Genomic DNA, 15,879 nt, shown 5'->3' with positions numbered 1-15,879 from the left:
AGCCCGCCGGCCAGCCGGGACAGCGCCTCGGCCTGGCGCAGCGCCCGCTGCCGGTCGCTGACGTCCCGGGCCACCGTCGCCACGAAGGCGGTGGTGTCGCGGCCGTCGCCGGTGGTGACGGTGAACGTCTGGTGGTCCACGTCGAACTGCGCGCCGCTGTCCAGCCGGACCAGCCGGCTCTCCGCCCGGTGGTGGCCTTCGCGCAGCGCCGCCGGGATCAGCTCCTGCCGCCACACGTCGTGCACCTGCGGCGTCGCGACGTCGACCAGCCGCAGGTCGGTCACGGCCGCGGCCGCGTCCAGGCCGATCAGGTCCCGCCCGGCCGGGTTGACGTAGATCGCCCGACCGTCCGGCGTCGCCACCGCGATGAAGTCCCCGGAGCGCTCCACCAGCGCCTGGAACAGCCGCAGCTCCGCCTGGGTGGCCCGCTCGGCGGTCAGGTCCGTCGCGTACGCCAACCAGCGCAACGGCTCCCGCTGAAGGGCGACCACCCCGATCAGCACCGGCACCCGGCGCCCGTCGCGGTGCCGGTACTCCTTGTCGTACGCCGGGGCCCGCCCGGTCGTCGCCAGCTCGGCCAGCGCCCGCTCGTCGGCCGCCTCCCAGCCCGGGGGAGTGAGCCCCGGCCCGCTCAGCCGCCCCTCAGCGACGTCGGCGCGGGTGTAGCCGAGCATGGCCAGGAAAGCGTCGTTCGCCTCGGTGACGCGGGGCCCCTCGCCGCCGAAGACGGCCAGCACGTCGGTGGCGGCGAGCCGCTCGTAGCGGGCCCGCTGCTCGCTCAGGGCGTCCATCAGGCGGGTGCGCTCGCTGACGTCGACCACGGTGAAGCCGAGCCCGACCAGTTCGTCGGTGGCCGCGATCCGGATCGGGAAGTAGCTGGCCACCAGGTGCCGCCGGCCGGCGCCCGGCGCCACCTCGTCGGCGTCGAACTCGACCCCGACGATCGGTCCCCGCGCCAGCGCCTCGCGCATCAGCTCCTCGACGCGCGGCTCGTAGATGGGCAGCACCTCGCTCGGGCGCCGGCCCAGGTGCCGCTCGGCCGGCAGCCCGTTGAGCGCGGCGAGCGCCGGGTTCACCTGGAGATAGCGCAGCTCCGTGTCGACCAGGCCGAAGCCGACCGGGGAGGCGGCCAGCAACGCCTCGCTGATCGCCGCGGTGCGCCGCGCCGCCGACTCGGCGACCACCCGGTCGTGGGTGTCCCGGACGGTGCCGATCCAGTCGGTGATCGCGCCATCGGCGTCCCGCAGCCCGGCCGCCCGCAGCGCGACGTGCCGGTGCCCGCCGCTCGCCGCGTGCCGGAGCCGCCCGTCGATCTCGAACCGGGTCGCGTCGCCGGCCACCACCTCGCGCCACGCCGCCACGACCCGCGCCCGGTCCTCGGGGTGCAGCGCCGCCGTCCAGCCGTCCCCGGCGTACTCCGGCCACCGCTGCCCGGTGTACGCCTCCCAGGACGGCTGCGGCTCGGCGGTTCCACCGCTGGCGTCCGCGGTCCAGATCACCGCGTTCGACGTCTCCGCCAGGGCGCGGAACCGCCGGTCGGCGCGCTGCTGGTCGGCCCGGGCGGTCGCCTCGGCCCTCCGGGCCCGCCTCCGCTCGGTGGCCTCCCGGACCTTGCCGCGCAACCCGTCGGTCACGGCCACCTCCGTTCGGCGCCGCGGACATCCGCCACCTGTCGGACCGTACCAGCGCCGGTGGGCGGACGGCGGGGGATGATCATGACAATCCGGGACGGGCCCGGGGCGGAACGGCGTAGCGCGTCGACAACCGGGCGAGCGCGGCCCGCCCCGCCGCGGAGTTGACCGGAGCGCCCGTGCCGGCACGCGGCCCGTGCGACGCTGAGCCCCTGCCGGTCGGCGCCGACACTCCGTCGCCGCGCCCCGGCGCGACGCGGGAGGGAACGCCATGACGGGAGTGCCGCAGGTCGACTTCGCGCTCGACACGTACGAGTGCATCGTGCTGTATCCCGGCGCGGCCGGACGGGCGCTGGCCCCGGAGACGGTCCAACGGTTGCAGGCCGAACACTTCGAGCACATGGGAGCGTTGCAGCGCCGCGGCATCATCCTGGTCGCCGGCTCGGTGGACGGCCCGGCCCGCGAACCGGCGCCGCCGATCGGCTTCGGCCTGGCCCGCACCGGCTCCGTCGACGACGTGCGCAGCGTGATGGAGGCCGACCCGGCGGTGCAGGCCGGGCTCTACCGGGTGGACGTGATGACCTTCCTCTGCCCGGCCGGCTCGCTGGAGTTCCCGCTGGTCAAGACGGGAGGCTGAGCCCCCCTGTCGTCATGGTGACGGCGCCCGCCGGGCACCCGGTGCTACGTTCGCGCGCAGCGAGGACCGCCGCTCCCGGCGCACCGGGCGCCGGCGACCGCCCCGGTCGAGGAGTCGCCATGACCTCCACCGCCACCCCCGACGTCCAGTTCGCCGCCGCGCGCCTGCGCGACGCCCTCGGTGACCGGCTGCTGCTGCCGGCCGATCCCGCCTTCGCCGCCGCCACCCGGCTGTGGAACGCCGCCGTCGACCGCTCACCCGCGCTGGTCGCCCGCTGCGTCGACGCCGACGAGGTGGCGCTGGCCGTCCGCGTCGCCCGGCAGTGTCACCTGCCGCTGTCCGTGCGCTGCGGCGGGCACGACTGGGCCGGCCGGGCGCTGCGCGACGGTGGCCTCGTGCTCGACCTGACCGCCCTGCGCCGGGTCGATGTCGACCCGGCGGCCGGGGTGGTCACCGTCGGCGGCGGAGCCACCGCCGCCGACGTGCTCGCCGTCACCGGCCCGCACGACCTGGTCGTGGCCACCGGCGTGGTCCGCGCCGTCGGCATGGCCGGCCTCACCCTGGCCGGTGGGTACGGGCCGCTCTGCGGCCGGTACGGGCTGGCCCTGGACAACCTGCTCGGCGCCGAGGTGGTGCTCGCCGACGGCCGCCGGGTGACCGCCGACGCGGAGCACGACGCCGAGCTGTACTGGGCGTTGCGCGGCGGCGGCGGCAACTTCGGAGTGGTGACGAGCCTGCGCTACCGGGCGCACCGGCTGCCGGCCGCCCTCGCCGGGATGATCATGTTCCCGCTCGAGCAGGCGCCCGCCGTGCTGCGCGGCCACCGCGAACTGCTCGCCGAGGCACCCGACGAGTTGACCGTGATGGCCGGCTTCCTCGGCGGCCCGCAAGGGGAGCCGCTGGTCTTCGTCTTCCCCATCTTCAGCGGCCCGGATGCGGCTGCCGGGGGGCCGTGGGTGGACCGGCTCCGCGCGCTCGGCACCCCGGTCGTCGACCAGGTCGCCCCGCTGCCGTACGACGCGGTGCTGCGGATGTTCGACGGCGGCATGGTCGACGGCAACCACTACCTGCTGCGTACCCGCTGGCTGCCGGAGCTCACCGACGCCGCCGTCGAGGTGCTCGTCGACGCCGCCCGCCGGATCAGCTCGCCGTTCTCGGCGCTGGCCCTGCACCACTTCCACGGCGCCGCCAGCCGCGTCGGGATCGGCGACACCGCGTTCGGGCTGCGCGCCGAGCACCTGCTCGCCGAGGTGATCGCGGTCTGGCCGCCCGGCGACGACGCCGGGGCGCACCGGGACTGGGCCGAGCGGACCTGCGCCGCGCTCGCCCCGCACGCCCTGCCCGGCGGCTACCCCAACCTGCTCGCTCCGGACGAGACCGACCGGGTCCGGCTGGCCTACGGCGCCAACTGGGAGCGGCTGCGCCGGGCGAAGCGCCGCTACGACCCGCGGGGCGTCTTCTCCGCAGTGCCCACGCTCCCGCCGTCGCCCGGGCCGGGGTGACGGTCGCGGGCTCAGGCGTCGGAGCACCCCAGTGTCCGGTCGCGCCGGGGGCGTACGATTCCGGCGCGCGGTCGCCGATGCCCGCCAGCTCAACGTTCCCGGCGTGGGTTCCGCCCGCCGGCTGCGCGCGGATCGCGCGTCGTTGGACAATTAGTTCCGCAGTCCGCAAGGGGTCGGCCCGTGGTCCGACCCGGAGGAGAGACTAGCCTGATGGGCGTGACACGCCGCGCGAAGATCGTCTGCACTCTTGGCCCCGCCACCTCGTCGCCGGAGCGCATCCGGGGCCTCGTCGAGGCCGGCATGAACGTGGCGAGGCTCAACTTCAGCCACGGCAGCCACGCCGATCACGAGGCCGTCTACCACCTCGTGCGCGAAGCCGCCGAGGCGGCCGGCCGGCCGGTGGCCGTCCTCGCCGACCTGCAGGGCCCCAAGATCCGGCTCGGCCGGTTCGCCGACGGCCCGCACGAGTGGCGTACCGGCGACTCGGTGGTGATCACCGGTGACGAGGTCATCGGCACCAAGGACCGCGTCTCCTGCACCTATAGCAAGCTGCCGCAGGAGGTGAAGCCCGGCGACCGGCTGCTCATCGACGACGGCCGCGTCGCCGTCGAGGTCACCGACGTCACCGGCAACGACATCCGCTGCCTGGTCACCGAGGGCGGACCGGTCTCCAACAACAAGGGCGTCTCGCTGCCCAACGTGGCCGTCAGCGTCCCCGCCATGTCCGACAAGGACGCCGAGGACCTGCGCTTCGCCCTCGGCCTCGGCGTCGACCTGATCGCGCTCTCCTTCGTCCGCTCCGCCGACGACATCAAGCTGGTGCACGGCATCATGGCCGAGGAGGGCGTGCACCGCCCGGTGCTGGCCAAGGTCGAGAAGCCGGAGGCGGTCGACCACCTCGAGGCGATCGTGCTGGCCTTCGACGGCGTCATGGTGGCCCGTGGCGACCTCGGCGTCGAGCTGCCGCTGGACCAGGTCCCGCTGGTGCAGAAGCGCGCCGTGCAGCTCTGCCGGGAGAACGCCAAGCCGGTCATCGTGGCCACCCAGATGCTCGACTCCATGATCGAGAATTCGCGGCCGACCCGCGCCGAGGCCTCCGACGTCGCCAACGCCGTGCTCGACGGCGCGGACGCGGTGATGCTCTCCGGCGAGACCAGCGTCGGCAAGTACCCGGTGCTCACCGTCAGCACCATGGCCAAGATCGTCACCACCACCGAGTCCGGCTCGATCGGGGTGCCCCGCCTCCAGCACGACCCGCGTACGCACGGCGGCGCGCTCACCGTCGGCGCCTCCTCGATCGCCCGGGCCATCGGCGCGAAGGCCCTGGTGGCCTTCTCGCAGACCGGCGACACCGTCAAGCGCCTCTCCCGGCTGCACTGCGACCTGCCGCTGCTGGCCTTCACCCCGGTGCCCGAGGTGCGCAACCAACTCGCTCTCTCCTGGGGCGTGGAGACCTTCCTGATGCCCTTCGTCGAGCACACCGACGACATGTTCCGCCAAGTCGACCAGGCGCTGCTCGGGCTCAACCGGGCCAACCCCGGCGACTACGTGGTGATCGTCGCCGGCAGCCCGCCCGGCACCCCCGGCTCGACCAACACGCTGCGCGTACACCAGCTCGGCTCGCTGGTCGACGCCGCGTCCGCGCGGGCCCTGCAGTGACCGAGCATCCCGCGGCGACCGGCCAGGCGGCGGTCGACCAGCTGCTCGAGGTCCTCGACCTGGACCACACCGGCGAGATGACCTTCCGGGGAATGAGCCCGCCGGTCGGCCCGCAACGGGTGTACGGCGGTCAGGTCGCCGGCCAGGCCCTGGTCGCCGCCGGGCGCACCGTCGACGCGGAGCGCTTCGTGCACTCCCTGCACGGCTACTTCGTCCGGCCGGGCGACCCGGTCGAGCCGATCGAGTACCAGGTGGAGAACATCCGCGACGGCCGGTCCTTCTCGGTGCGCCGCGCGGTCGCGCTCCAGCACGACAAGCCGATCTTCTTCATGTCCGCGTCGTTCCAGCGCGAGGAGGAGGGCCTCGACCACCAGGCCCCCACCCCGCCCGACGTGCCGGGGCCCGACGAGGTCCCGACGATGACCGACCGGCTCTCCCGCTATCCCGAACGGCTCGGCATCTGGGGCCAGATCCCGCGCCCGATCGACGTCCGCTACGTCGGCGAGCCCGGCTGGGTACGCCCCGGCGACCGCCCCGCCGACCCGCACCAGCGGGTGTGGATGCGCATCGACGGCAAGCTGCCCGACGATCCGCTGCTGCACGCCTGCGCCCTGGCGTACGCCTCCGACCTGACCCTGCTGGACTCGGTGCTCTCGGTGCACGGCGAGGTGTGGGGCCCCGGCGGCGTGGTGGGGGCCAGCCTCGACCACGCGCTCTGGTTCCACCGGTCCTTCCGCGCCGACGAGTGGTTCCTCTACGACTGCTGGAGCCCGTCGGCCTCGGGCGCGCGCGGGCTCGCCACCGGCCGCATGTTCACCACAGACGGGCGGCACATCGCCAGCGCCGTGCAGGAGGGGCTGCTGCGCCGCGTCGGCGCCTGAGCCCCCCGATCGCAGCACACCACCCGTGGCCGATCGGCCGAGGGGTGATCGTCCGGGCGGGGTGACCAGCGGGCTAACCTGTCCGGCATGCGTCTCTCCGCCCGGGTCGACTACGCCCTCCGAGCGGTCGCCGAGCTCGCCTCGGTGACCGGCAGCGCCGTGGCCGGGCGAGGTCGGCCGGTGACCGCCGAGCAGATCGCCCGCGCCCAGGAGATCCCGCCCAAGTTCCTGGAGAGCATCCTGCTGCAACTGCGCCGGGGCGGCATCGTGCACGCCCAGCGCGGCCCGGAGGGCGGCTACTGGCTGGCCCGGCCGGCGGAGGAGATCTCACTGGCCGAGGTGATCCGGGTGATCGACGGCCCGCTCGCCCACGTACGCGGGCAGCGCCCCGAGGACCTCGGCTACCACGGCGCGGCCCGGGCCCTGCAGGAGGTCTGGATCGCGCTGCGCGCCAGCGAGCGCGAGATCCTTGAGCTGGTCACCGTGGCCGACGTGGCCGCCGGCACGCTGCCCGGCCGGGTGACCGAACTGGCGGCCGACCCCCGCGCCTGGACCTGATCGACCGCCCCTGACCCCGCGCCCGGCCCACCTGGCCCGGGCCCTGGTCCGCCTCGCGTCGGTCCCGTCCCGGGGCCGGCTCGGGTCGGCCTCGCCCTGGGCCTGTTGTGCGTCGGCCTCGCCTCGGCGCCTGTTGTGCGTCGGCCCGGCGCTGGGCCCGCCACGCGTGTCCCGCCCTGAGGCCGGTTCCTGCCGCGGCCGTTTTCCCGCCCGGCCGGCTGTGTGCCGCCCCCCGGGGAACCGGGCGCCGGGGCCGGCCCGGCCACCCGACGGGGCTTGCCGCGCCGGTCGACCAGCCGGCGCTGTCGACCTGTCCCGTCCGTGCGAGCGGGACTCCCTTCGGACTGGTCCGCCGCTTGGGTGGTCGTCGTCCCACTGACCGATCAGGGACTTGACCCGGCGCGCCCGGTGCCGCATTGTCGACCAAGTCGATAGGAGATGCCAGGAAGTCAGGGGGCGCTCGTGCGTAAGCTGCTGGTCCTCGCGCTGGTCGGGCTCGCCGCGCAACTCGTCGATGGCGCGCTCGGCATGGCGTACGGCCTGACCTCCTCGACGCTGCTGCTCTTCGTCGGCGTCGCGCCGGCCGCCGCCTCGGCCTCGGTGCACCTGGCCGAGATCGGCACCACGCTCGCCGCCGGGGTGGCGCACTGGCGGTTCGGCAACGTCGACTGGCGGGTGGTCGCCCGGATCGCCCTGCCGGGTGCGATCGGCGCCTTCGCCGGCGCGACCTTCCTCAGCGCCATCTCCACCACCGCCGCCGCACCCTGGATGGCCGGGATCCTGTGCACCCTCGGCGCGTACCTGCTGGTGCGCTTCTCCCGCCCGCTGCGCGCCAACCGGGCCGCCGGCCGGCTGCGCGGCCGCTTCCTCGCCCCGCTCGGCCTGGTCGCCGGTTTCGTCGACGCCACCGGCGGTGGCGGGTGGGGCCCGGTCGCCACGCCCGCGCTGCTGGTCTCCGGCCGGATGGAGCCACGCAAGGTGATCGGCTCGGTCGACACCTCCGAGTTCGTGGTGGCCGGCGCGGCCAGCATCGGCTTCCTCATCGGCCTCGGCTCCGAGGGCTTCCTGCTGCCCATGGTGGCCGCGCTGCTCGTCGGCGGCCTGATCGCCGCGCCGGTCGCCGCGTGGCTGGTCCGGATCGTCCCCGCCCAACTGCTCGGCGCCGTGATCGGCGGGGTGTTCGTGCTGCCCAACGCCCGCACCCTGCTGCGCGCCGGTGACCTCGGCGGCGCCGTGCCGCCGGTGGTCTACGTGCTGCTCGCCGTCGGCTGGCTGGTCGCGCTGGTGCTCGCGGTACGGGCCCTGCGCCGCACCCGCCGCGAGCGGGCCCTCGTCGAGGCCGCCCTCGCCGCCCCGTCCCCCCACCCGGCCGGCGCTGCCGCCCTCGCGGCCCCGGAGCCGGGGACCGCACCTGTGCCGGCGCCCGCGGGAAGGCACTGACCCCGGGTCACCGGCGAGATCTTGGAGGGAAACGGCCCCTCCGGGGGCCCATTCCGTCCAAGATCTCGACGAGGCTCGTCGCGCTGCCGGGGGTCAGTGGGGGAGGAGGGTGTGCGCGGCGTCGGTGAGCAGGCCCCAGGCCTCGTCGACGTGCTCCTCGGTGGTCTGGGGAGAGCCGACGGCCAGGCGCAGCGTGTACCGACCTTCCACCCGGGTGTGCGTCAGGTGCACCCGGCCGGTCGCGTTCACCCGGGCCAGCAGCTCCGCGTTGACCTCGTCGTCGCCGCGCAGCCGGAAGCAGACCAGCGCGAAGGGGTGCGCGGCGGCCAGCTCGAACCGGTCGTCGGCCCGGACCCGGTCGGCGAACCGGGCGGCCAGCGCCACCCCGGACCGGATGTGCGCGCGCAGCCCCTCGACGCCGTACCAGCGCAGCACGAACCACAGCTTCAGGGCGCGGAACCGGCGGCCCAGCGGCACCTGCCAGTCCCGGTAGTCGATGACCGCGCCGGATTCGGTGGCCGCGTTGCGCAGGTACTCCGGCAGCACAGTCAGCGCCTCGATCAGCTCTCCCCGGTCGGCCACCCAGAACGCGTCGCAGTCGAAGCCGGTGAGCAGCCACTTGTGCGGATCGAAGCAGTACGAATCGGCGTGCTCCAGGCCGGCGTGCGACCAGCGCAGCTCCGGGCAGACCGCCGCCGCCCCCGCATATGCGGCGTCGACGTGCAGCCACACGCCGAACTCGGCGCAGATCGCACCGATCTCGGGCAGCGGGTCGATGGCGGTCGTGGAGGTGGTGCCGACGGTGGCCACCACGATCGCCGGCACCACGCCGGCGGCGAGATCAGCCTCGATCGCCGCGCGCAGCGCCTCCGGACGCATCGCCAGCGTCCGCGGGTCGACCTCGACCGGGCGTACCCCGTCGGTGCCCAGCCCGGCGATCCGGGCCGCCTTCTCGATCGAGGAGTGCCCCTGCGTCGAGGTGTACGCCCGGTAGCGGCGGTCGATGCCGCCGTCGCGCCAGCGACCCCCGCTGGCCCGGTGCAGCGCGGCGAGGGTGGCCACCAGGGTCGCGGAGGAGGCGGAGTCCTGGATGACGCCGCCGCCGGCGGCGGCGCAGCGGAACCGCGCCGGCAGGTCCAGCAGGTCGGCGAGCCAGTCCAGCATCGCCGTCTCCAGCTCGGTGCAGGCGGGCCCGGTCGCCCAGAGCATGCCCTGCACGCCGAGGCCGGAGCTGACCAGATCGCCCAGGACGCTCGGGCCGCTGGTGTTGGCGGGAAAGTAGCCGAAGAAGCCGGGGTGCTGCCAGTGCGTCAGCCCCGGGGTGATCAGCGTGTCCAGGTCGGCCAGGACCGCCTCAATCGGTTCGCCCTTCTCCGGCGGGCCGGCGGGCAGCCGGGCCGCGACCGCTCCCGGCGCATCCTGCGAGGTCACCGGGCGCTGCCCGAGCGTCGCCCAGTAGTCGGCGATCCAGTCCACCACGGCGTGCCCGGCGCGACGGAACTCGTCCGGGGTCATGTGCTCAGCCACCCGACGAGTCGATCAAGAAACCGGTCGTGGGGCAAGCACCCGGCGTGTTGTGCGGAAAAACCCGTCGTCGGCGAACTTCTTCCTCGTGTGGTGGGACGGCGACCCCGTCCGTGAGCTGCTCGACGGCACCCGGATCGACAAGTACGCCACCGGCGGGGACACCCGCCTGCTCACCCCGGCGGCGGCGTGGCGTCGAACAACGGCACGAAGTCCACCCGGCGCTCTCCGGCGACATCCTCGGTAAGTGGCGCGAGGAGGTGGTCTGGCCGACCGCTGACAGCCGGGCGCTGCGCATCCACAGCACGCCCACCCCGACGACCACCCGGATCCACACCCTGATGCACGACCCGCAGTACCGGGTCGCGGTCGCCTGGCAGAACACCGCCGACAACCAGCCCCCGCACCCGGGCTTCTTCATCGGCGCGGGCATGGCCACCCCGCCGACGCCCCGCGTCTACCTGCGCTGAAACCCCACCCCGACGCCAACGGCAGGCACCGGGCCGCAGCCGCGGAATCCGCACAGCTCCGGCCCGGTGCGCCACACCGCGGCATCCCCGACCCGTCCCGACCAGGAATGCCGTACCACCACCGAGGACAACACTAGGCAGGCTCAGGGTCGGCGGGGTGACACCGACGTGAAGATCGTGTTTCAGGCGTCCCGGCGCAGGCCGCCGGCCACCCGCTCGGCGATCAGCTCGAACGAGCGCACCCGGTCGGCCACGTCGTACACCAGCGTGGTCAGCATCAGCTCGTCGGCGCCGGTGCGGGCCAGCAGGTCGCCCAGCTGCCGGCGTACCGTCTCCAGCGAGCCCATCGCCTGGCCCTCCCGGCGCTGCTCGACGAACTCCCGCTCGAACTCGTTGTACGGGTACGCCGCCGCCTCCTCGGGCGTCGCCAGGGGCTCCGGACGCCCCGAACGCAGCTTCAAAAACGACAACGCGCTCGGCCCGGCCAGCCACCGCGCCCGCTCGTCGGTCTCCGCGCAGACCGCGTTGACCGCCACCATCGCGTACGGCTTCTCCAGCCACCGCGACGGCCGGAAGCTCTGCCGGTACAGCGCCAGCGCGGGCAGCGTGTTCTGCGCGCTGAAGTGGTGCGCGAAGGAGAACGGCAGCCCCAGCAGCCCGGCCAACTGGGCGCTGAACCCGCTGGAGCCGAGGAGCCAGACCGCCGGCTGCTCGCCGCGACCCGGGGTGGCCGTGATCGGCCCCGGCTGCTCGCCGCTGAAGTAGTTCATCAGGTCCGCCAGCTCCCGGGGGAAGCCCTCCGCCGACAGCCCCTCCATCGTCCGGCGCAGCGCCAGCGCGGTCACCTGGTCGGTGCCGGGGGCGCGGCCGATGCCCAGGTCGATCCGGCCCGGGTGCAGCGCCTCCAGGGTGCCGAACTGCTCGGCCACCACCAGCGGCGCGTGGTTGGGCAGCATCACCCCGCCCGAGCCCAGCCGGATCGTCGAGGTGTGCGCCGCCAGGTGCGCCAGGAGCACCGCCGGCGCGCTACTGGCGATCGCCGGCATGTTGTGGTGCTCGGCCACCCAGAAGCGGTGGTACCCCAGCTCCTCCGTGCGGCGGGCCAGCTCGGTGGTGTGCCGCAGGGCCGCGCCGGCGGTGGTGCCGGCGGCGACCGGGGCAAGATCAAGAACGGAGAGCGGTACGTCGATCACGCGTCTGGTCAACCCGTCCCGCGTCGGCTTTGTTCCTGCCAGCGACCCCGAACCACGCTCAGCCCACGCCGCGGGCCTGTTCGAAGATGAGGCTCGTCTGGGTGTGCTGCACCACCGGATCCACCGCCAGGTGATCCAGCACGAAGTCCCGCAGCGCGTCACCCGACGCGGCCCGCACGTGCAGCACGTAGTCCTCCGCGCCCGCCACGTGGAAGACCGCCACCACCCCCGGCAGCCGTACCGACCGGGCCCGGAAGGCGTCCACCGCCGCCCGCTCGTGCGCGGTCAACCGCACCGACACCAGCGCCTGCAACGGCAGCCCCACCGCCGCCGGATCCACCTCCGCGTGGAAACCCCGGATCGCCCCGCACTCCCGCAACGCCCGGGTCCGTGCCAGGCAGGTCGACGGCGCCACCCCGACCCGCTCGGCGAGGGCGTTGTTCGGCAGCCGGCCGTCGGCGGCCAGTTCGGTCAGGATCGCGCGGTCGGTGTCGTCCAGGGCCGCGAACGGCCGCACATCATTCGTTGCGAGGGGCATGTCTGCATCCTCCACCGAATCCTGACCCTTATCCAAGCATTCTTGCCGAATCATCTGCGAAAGCCTTGCCGTGAGCCGATGGGATGTTCGATCCTTCCGGCATGACGACCGTGGACACCCGAGCCGTGCACGCCGGCCGCGACGACCTCGCCGCGCTCGGCGTCCACGTGCCGCCGATCGACTTCTCCACCACCAACCCGCTGCCCTCGGTGGACGCCGGCGGCGACGCGTACGAGACCCTCGCCACCGGCGGCACCCTCCCGGCCGGCGGCAGCGCCGTCTACCAGCGCCTCTGGAACCCCACCGTCGCCCGGTTCGAGACCGCCCTCGCCGAACTGGAGGGCACCACCGACGCCGTCGCCTACGCCAGCGGCATGGCCGCCCTCACCGCCACCCTGCTCGCCGCCACCCGCGACGGGAAGCGGCACCTCGTCGCCGTCCGCCCCCTCTACGGCGGCACCGACCACGTGCTCGCCACCGGCCTGCTCGGCACCGAGGTCACCTGGGCCCGCGCCGACGAGGTCGCCGCCGCCGTCCGCCCCGACACGGCCCTGGTGATCGTCGAGACCCCGGCCAACCCCACCCTCGACCTGGTCGACATCGCCGCCCTCGCCCGCGCCGCCGGCGACGTGCCGCTGCTCGTCGACAACACCGTCGCCACCCCCGTGCTCCAGCAGCCCGTCCGGCACGGCGCCACCCTGGTGCTGCACAGCGCCACCAAGAGCATCGGCGGGCACGGCGACGTCCTCGCCGGCGTGGTCGCCTGCGACGCCGACTGGGCCGCCCGACTGCGCCAGGTCCGCGCGCTCACCGGCGCGATCCTGCACCCCCTCGGCGCGTACCTGCTGCACCGCGGCCTGCAGACCCTGCCGGTGCGGGTTCGCGCCCAGCAGGCCGGCGCGGAGAAGCTCGCCGCCTGGCTCACCGACCACCCGGCCGTCGAACGCGTCCACCACCCCAGCGTCAGCGACCCGCACGCGCTGGTCGGCCGGCAGATGTCCGGCCCCGGCAGCCTGCTCGCCTTCGAGGTACGCGGCGGCGCGGCCGCCGCCGCCACCGTCGCGGGCGCCTGCCGGCTGATCACCCATGCGGTGTCGCTCGGCGGCGTCGACACGCTCATCCAGCACCCCGCCTCGCTGACCCACCGACCTGTCGAGGGGGAGGCCAGGCCGGTCGGCGGGCTGCTGCGGATCTCCGTCGGCCTGGAGGACCCGGAGGACCTGCGCGCCGACCTGGCGCGGGCGCTCGCCTCGGTGTAGCCGCGAGCGGGTCGTCAGGCCAGGTCGGCGTTCTCCCACATCCGCTTGGCGGCGCCCTCCCGGGCCACCCGCAGCATCGTCCGCCCCACCTCGTCGCTGGTGGTGACGTACTTCCGGAAGAGCCGGCGCAGCACGGGGCGAGCGGCGCGGTGACCGCGTAGAGAGCCCGATACCAGCCGGTCTTCGACACCGCGCCGTGCGTCGGCTGGATGAAGCCCGGCCGGAAGGCGTACCCGTTCGGCAGGAGGGCGAGCACGGCGTTCTCCGTCCGGCCCTTCACCCGCGCCCATATCACCCGGTCCCACTCCGAGGAGTCGGTGCCGGCACGGAGACGTAGGTCAGGCCCGGGCTCGCCTCGGCCAGCGTCCGCGCCGCCGCCATCGGGTAGTCGTAGCTGACCCGGGTATACGCGGCCTCGTCCAGCCCCACGGCGGAGACACCGAGACAGTAGAAGCAGGCGTCCAGGCCGGTCAGCTCCCCCCGCGATCGGGGTGAGGTCGGCGAAGTCTTGTTCGACCGGACGCTGCCAACCCTGGCAGCGCACCCTGACCTACCCGCTAGCCGCCCGTGCCGGCTCGGGCGGGTCGAGCGAGCAGGTCGGTGCGCCGGTGCCGGCCCGCCGGGTCTCGGCGTGGGGCCGGGACGAGCGCCGTGAGGAGCAGGCCGATGATTGCCGCCGCAGCCGCGACGACAAACGTGGTCCGGAACCCCGCCGCTGTGGGCAGCGTCGCCGCGCCGACCGTGATCGTGACCTGTGCCAGGATCACGGTCAGGACCGCGCTGGCGGCGGCACTTCCGACCGAGCGCATCAGGGTGTTCACTCCATTGGCCGAGCCCGTCTCGGTCACCGGGACCGCATCGGTGATCAGCTTTGACGTGGCCGCAGTCGAGATACCGGCGCCGGCCCCGATGATGCCCGAGGCGATGACGAAATCGATGACGCTGTTCATCAGTAGCGTGATGAAGACGTAGCCGGCGGCGATGACGATCGCTCCCAGCATCATGGCCAGCCGGGCCCCGTACCGGGTGATCAGGCGGGCCGAGACCGGAGTCAGCAGCAGCGCCAGTACTCCGCTCGGGGCGACGGCGAGCCCCGTCCACACCAGGCTCTGACCGAATCCGTAGCCGGTGGCGAGCGGCGCCTGCAGGATCTGCGGAAACACGAAGAGCATGGTGAATATCGCGAAGCCGACCGCGACGGTGGCGAGGTTGGTCATCAGCACGGGTCGCCGCGCGGAGAGCACCAGGTCGACGAGGGGGGAGCGGGTGCGCAACTGGTGCCAGCCCCAGGCGAGCAGGATGACGACAGCCGCCGCGCCAAGGCCGAGCGTGCGGGTGCTGCCCCAGCCCCACTGCCCGCCCTTGACGATCGGCAGGAGCAGGCCGATCAGCCCCACGGTCAGCCCGAGGGTACCGACGACGTCGAAGCGTCCCTCGGTGCGCTGCGGCGACTCCGGCACCACCAGCGCGGTCAGGAGGGCGCAGAGCAGGCCCAGCCCGGCCGATCCCCAGAACAGCACGTGCCAATCAAAGTGCTCGGCGACCAGGCCGGCCAGTGGTATCCCCATCGCGCCACCGAGGCCGAGCATCGCGGTCAGGAGCGCGATCGCCCCGCCAATCCGGCGCGGTGGAAGTTCGTCCCGGAAGATGCCCAGGACGAGCGGGATCACCCCGAGCGCACAGCCCTGCAGCCCACGGCCGATCACCATCAGCCACAGCGAACTGGTCAGGGCGGAGATCACCGCGCCGATGATCACCACGGCGAGCGTCAGCAGCAAGGCACGCCGTTTGCCGAAGAGGTCACCGAGGCGCCCGCTGACCGGCGTAACGATCGCGCCGGTCAGGAGCGCGATGGTGACGACCCACGACGCATCGGCGGGCGAGGCGTTCAGAAGTGCGGGAAAGCTCGGAATGAACGGGATGACCAGCGTCTGCAGCATCGTCGCCAGCAGGCTGATGGCGGCGAGTACGGCGAGGATGGCCGAGGGGGAACCGGAACGCTTCATGCGGGTCTCCGTGCGGGGCGGTCGTTGTGCTCCATGCACATGATGTGTACGCTACACATCGTGCCGCGCAATCGAACCGGACGTGACCAACGCGACTCCGTCGAGGGCCTCGACCTCGAGCTGACCCTGCTGAGCCGGTATGAGGTCCTACCCGGCAACGACCGCGCCGGCCGGGGACTGCTGGACCGCTCGGCCTTTCTGGTGCTGAGCCGGCTCGAGGTGCAGCAGCCGATGTCCCTGCGCGAGCTGGCCGACGCGTTCAACCTCGATGTCTCGACGATCAACCGGCAGACGGCTGCCCTGCTCCGGCAGGGGCTCGTCGATCGGATTCCAGACCCCGCCGGAGGCATCGCCCGCAAACTGCGGCCGACCCCGGACGGGCTCGCCATGCTGGCCCGGGACCGGGCCTACTTCCAGGGCAGACTGGCGGAGGTGATTGCCGATTGGGCCGAGGACGATCAGCGCACCTTCCTGCGACTGCTCCGACGCTTCAACATCGACGTCGAGACCAGCCAGGGCACGCCATGGCCCCGCGACGGTGGGCAGTCGCCGCAACAAGGGTGAGCGGCGGTTCGACCCCA

The 15,879-nt window shown here is 73.9% G+C and carries 16 protein-coding genes; 10 read left to right on the top strand and 6 right to left on the bottom strand.

The window, feature by feature from the left end; translation table 11 throughout:
- On the bottom strand, positions 1 to 1,634 hold a 1,634-nt coding region (locus NCC78_RS07065), incomplete at its 3' end, for a PAS domain-containing protein (RefSeq protein WP_250792567.1).
- Between the two features lie 268 nt (positions 1,635 to 1,902).
- Here NCC78_RS07065 and NCC78_RS07060 point away from each other — a divergent pair.
- The 6 genes from NCC78_RS07060 (at position 1,903) to NCC78_RS07035 (ending at position 8,308) form a co-directional block, all read left to right on the top strand.
- A complete protein-coding gene (locus NCC78_RS07060) occupies positions 1,903 to 2,268 on the top strand; it encodes a YciI family protein (RefSeq protein WP_250792565.1) in 366 nt (121 codons plus the stop codon).
- 119 nt (positions 2,269 to 2,387) lie between these two features.
- Positions 2,388 to 3,770: an FAD-binding oxidoreductase gene (locus NCC78_RS07055; RefSeq protein WP_250792563.1), complete on the top strand. Its 1,383-nt coding sequence runs from the start codon at positions 2,388 to 2,390 to the stop codon at positions 3,768 to 3,770.
- A 210-nt stretch (positions 3,771 to 3,980) separates the two neighbouring features.
- Positions 3,981 to 5,429, top strand: coding sequence for a pyruvate kinase (gene pyk / locus NCC78_RS07050; protein ID WP_250792561.1), 1,449 nt, complete (start codon positions 3,981 to 3,983; stop codon positions 5,427 to 5,429).
- A complete protein-coding gene (locus NCC78_RS07045) occupies positions 5,426 to 6,310 on the top strand; it encodes an acyl-CoA thioesterase (protein ID WP_250792559.1) in 885 nt (294 codons plus the stop codon). Before pyk ends, NCC78_RS07045 begins: the two co-directional genes overlap by 4 nt.
- Positions 6,311 to 6,397: 87 nt before the next feature.
- Positions 6,398 to 6,868, top strand: coding sequence for an RrF2 family transcriptional regulator (locus NCC78_RS07040; RefSeq protein WP_250792557.1), 471 nt, complete (start codon positions 6,398 to 6,400; stop codon positions 6,866 to 6,868).
- A 462-nt stretch (positions 6,869 to 7,330) separates the two neighbouring features.
- On the top strand, positions 7,331 to 8,308 hold the full coding sequence (locus NCC78_RS07035; protein WP_250792555.1) for a sulfite exporter TauE/SafE family protein: 978 nt from the start codon (positions 7,331 to 7,333) through the stop codon (positions 8,306 to 8,308).
- 93 nt (positions 8,309 to 8,401) lie between these two features.
- On the opposite strand, the gene NCC78_RS07030 is transcribed toward NCC78_RS07035, so the two are convergent.
- The gene (locus NCC78_RS07030) at positions 8,402 to 9,835 is read right to left on the bottom strand and encodes a pyridoxal-dependent decarboxylase (RefSeq protein ID WP_250792553.1); all 1,434 of its coding nucleotides are present in this window, start codon (positions 9,833 to 9,835) and stop codon (positions 8,402 to 8,404) included.
- A gap of 49 nt (positions 9,836 to 9,884) precedes the next feature.
- On the opposite strand from NCC78_RS07030, the gene NCC78_RS32685 reads away from it, so the two are divergent.
- On the top strand, positions 9,885 to 10,079 hold the full coding sequence (locus NCC78_RS32685; RefSeq protein WP_443677198.1) for a rhamnogalacturonan lyase family protein: 195 nt from the start codon (positions 9,885 to 9,887) through the stop codon (positions 10,077 to 10,079).
- 13 nt (positions 10,080 to 10,092) lie between these two features.
- The gene (locus NCC78_RS32680; RefSeq protein ID WP_443677197.1) at positions 10,093 to 10,302 is read left to right on the top strand and encodes a rhamnogalacturonan lyase family protein; all 210 of its coding nucleotides are present in this window, start codon (positions 10,093 to 10,095) and stop codon (positions 10,300 to 10,302) included.
- A 182-nt stretch (positions 10,303 to 10,484) separates the two neighbouring features.
- On the opposite strand, the gene NCC78_RS07020 is transcribed toward NCC78_RS32680, so the two are convergent.
- Together NCC78_RS07020 and NCC78_RS07015 are read right to left on the bottom strand one after the other, a co-directional pair.
- A complete protein-coding gene (locus NCC78_RS07020) occupies positions 10,485 to 11,495 on the bottom strand; it encodes an LLM class flavin-dependent oxidoreductase (RefSeq protein ID WP_250792551.1) in 1,011 nt (336 codons plus the stop codon).
- A gap of 58 nt (positions 11,496 to 11,553) precedes the next feature.
- Positions 11,554 to 12,033, bottom strand: coding sequence for an Lrp/AsnC family transcriptional regulator (locus NCC78_RS07015; protein WP_250792549.1), 480 nt, complete (start codon positions 12,031 to 12,033; stop codon positions 11,554 to 11,556).
- A gap of 83 nt (positions 12,034 to 12,116) precedes the next feature.
- Between NCC78_RS07015 and NCC78_RS07010 the strand changes: the two genes are divergently transcribed.
- Positions 12,117 to 13,292: a trans-sulfuration enzyme family protein gene (locus NCC78_RS07010; RefSeq protein WP_250792547.1), complete on the top strand. Its 1,176-nt coding sequence runs from the start codon at positions 12,117 to 12,119 to the stop codon at positions 13,290 to 13,292.
- 291 nt (positions 13,293 to 13,583) lie between these two features.
- On the opposite strand, the gene NCC78_RS07005 is transcribed toward NCC78_RS07010, so the two are convergent.
- On the bottom strand, positions 13,584 to 13,721 hold the full coding sequence (locus NCC78_RS07005; protein WP_250792545.1) for a hypothetical protein: 138 nt from the start codon (positions 13,719 to 13,721) through the stop codon (positions 13,584 to 13,586).
- A gap of 128 nt (positions 13,722 to 13,849) precedes the next feature.
- Complete coding sequence (locus NCC78_RS07000; protein ID WP_284706261.1) at positions 13,850 to 15,298, bottom strand: MFS transporter; 1,449 nt, start codon at positions 15,296 to 15,298, stop codon at positions 13,850 to 13,852.
- A gap of 60 nt (positions 15,299 to 15,358) precedes the next feature.
- On the opposite strand from NCC78_RS07000, the gene NCC78_RS06995 reads away from it, so the two are divergent.
- The gene (locus NCC78_RS06995; protein WP_250792541.1) at positions 15,359 to 15,862 is read left to right on the top strand and encodes a MarR family winged helix-turn-helix transcriptional regulator; all 504 of its coding nucleotides are present in this window, start codon (positions 15,359 to 15,361) and stop codon (positions 15,860 to 15,862) included.
- Positions 15,863 to 15,879 lie beyond the last annotated feature (17 nt).

This window comes from Micromonospora phytophila, assembly GCF_023656545.1.
GTDB lineage: Bacteria > Actinomycetota > Actinomycetes > Mycobacteriales > Micromonosporaceae > Micromonospora > Micromonospora phytophila.
The sequence above is the reverse complement of the archived record's forward strand: the minus strand, read 5'-3'. Positions and strand labels throughout refer to the sequence as shown.

Excerpts from the sequence above, each read along its gene's own strand:
- NCC78_RS07040 (WP_250792557.1), top strand. The coding sequence starts at position 6,398 with ATGCGTCTCTCCGCCCGGGTCGACTACGCCCTCCGAGCGGTCGCCGAG.
- pyk (WP_250792561.1), top strand. The coding sequence starts at position 3,981 with ATGGGCGTGACACGCCGCGCGAAGATCGTCTGCACTCTTGGCCCCGCC.
- NCC78_RS07010 (WP_250792547.1), top strand. The coding sequence starts at position 12,117 with ATGTTCGATCCTTCCGGCATGACGACCGTGGACACCCGAGCCGTGCAC.
- NCC78_RS07000 (WP_284706261.1), bottom strand. The coding sequence starts at position 15,298 with ATGAAGCGTTCCGGTTCCCCCTCGGCCATCCTCGCCGTACTCGCCGCC.
- NCC78_RS07055 (WP_250792563.1), top strand. The coding sequence starts at position 2,388 with ATGACCTCCACCGCCACCCCCGACGTCCAGTTCGCCGCCGCGCGCCTG.
- NCC78_RS07015 (WP_250792549.1), bottom strand. The coding sequence starts at position 12,033 with ATGCCCCTCGCAACGAATGATGTGCGGCCGTTCGCGGCCCTGGACGAC.
- NCC78_RS07060 (WP_250792565.1), top strand. The coding sequence starts at position 1,903 with ATGACGGGAGTGCCGCAGGTCGACTTCGCGCTCGACACGTACGAGTGC.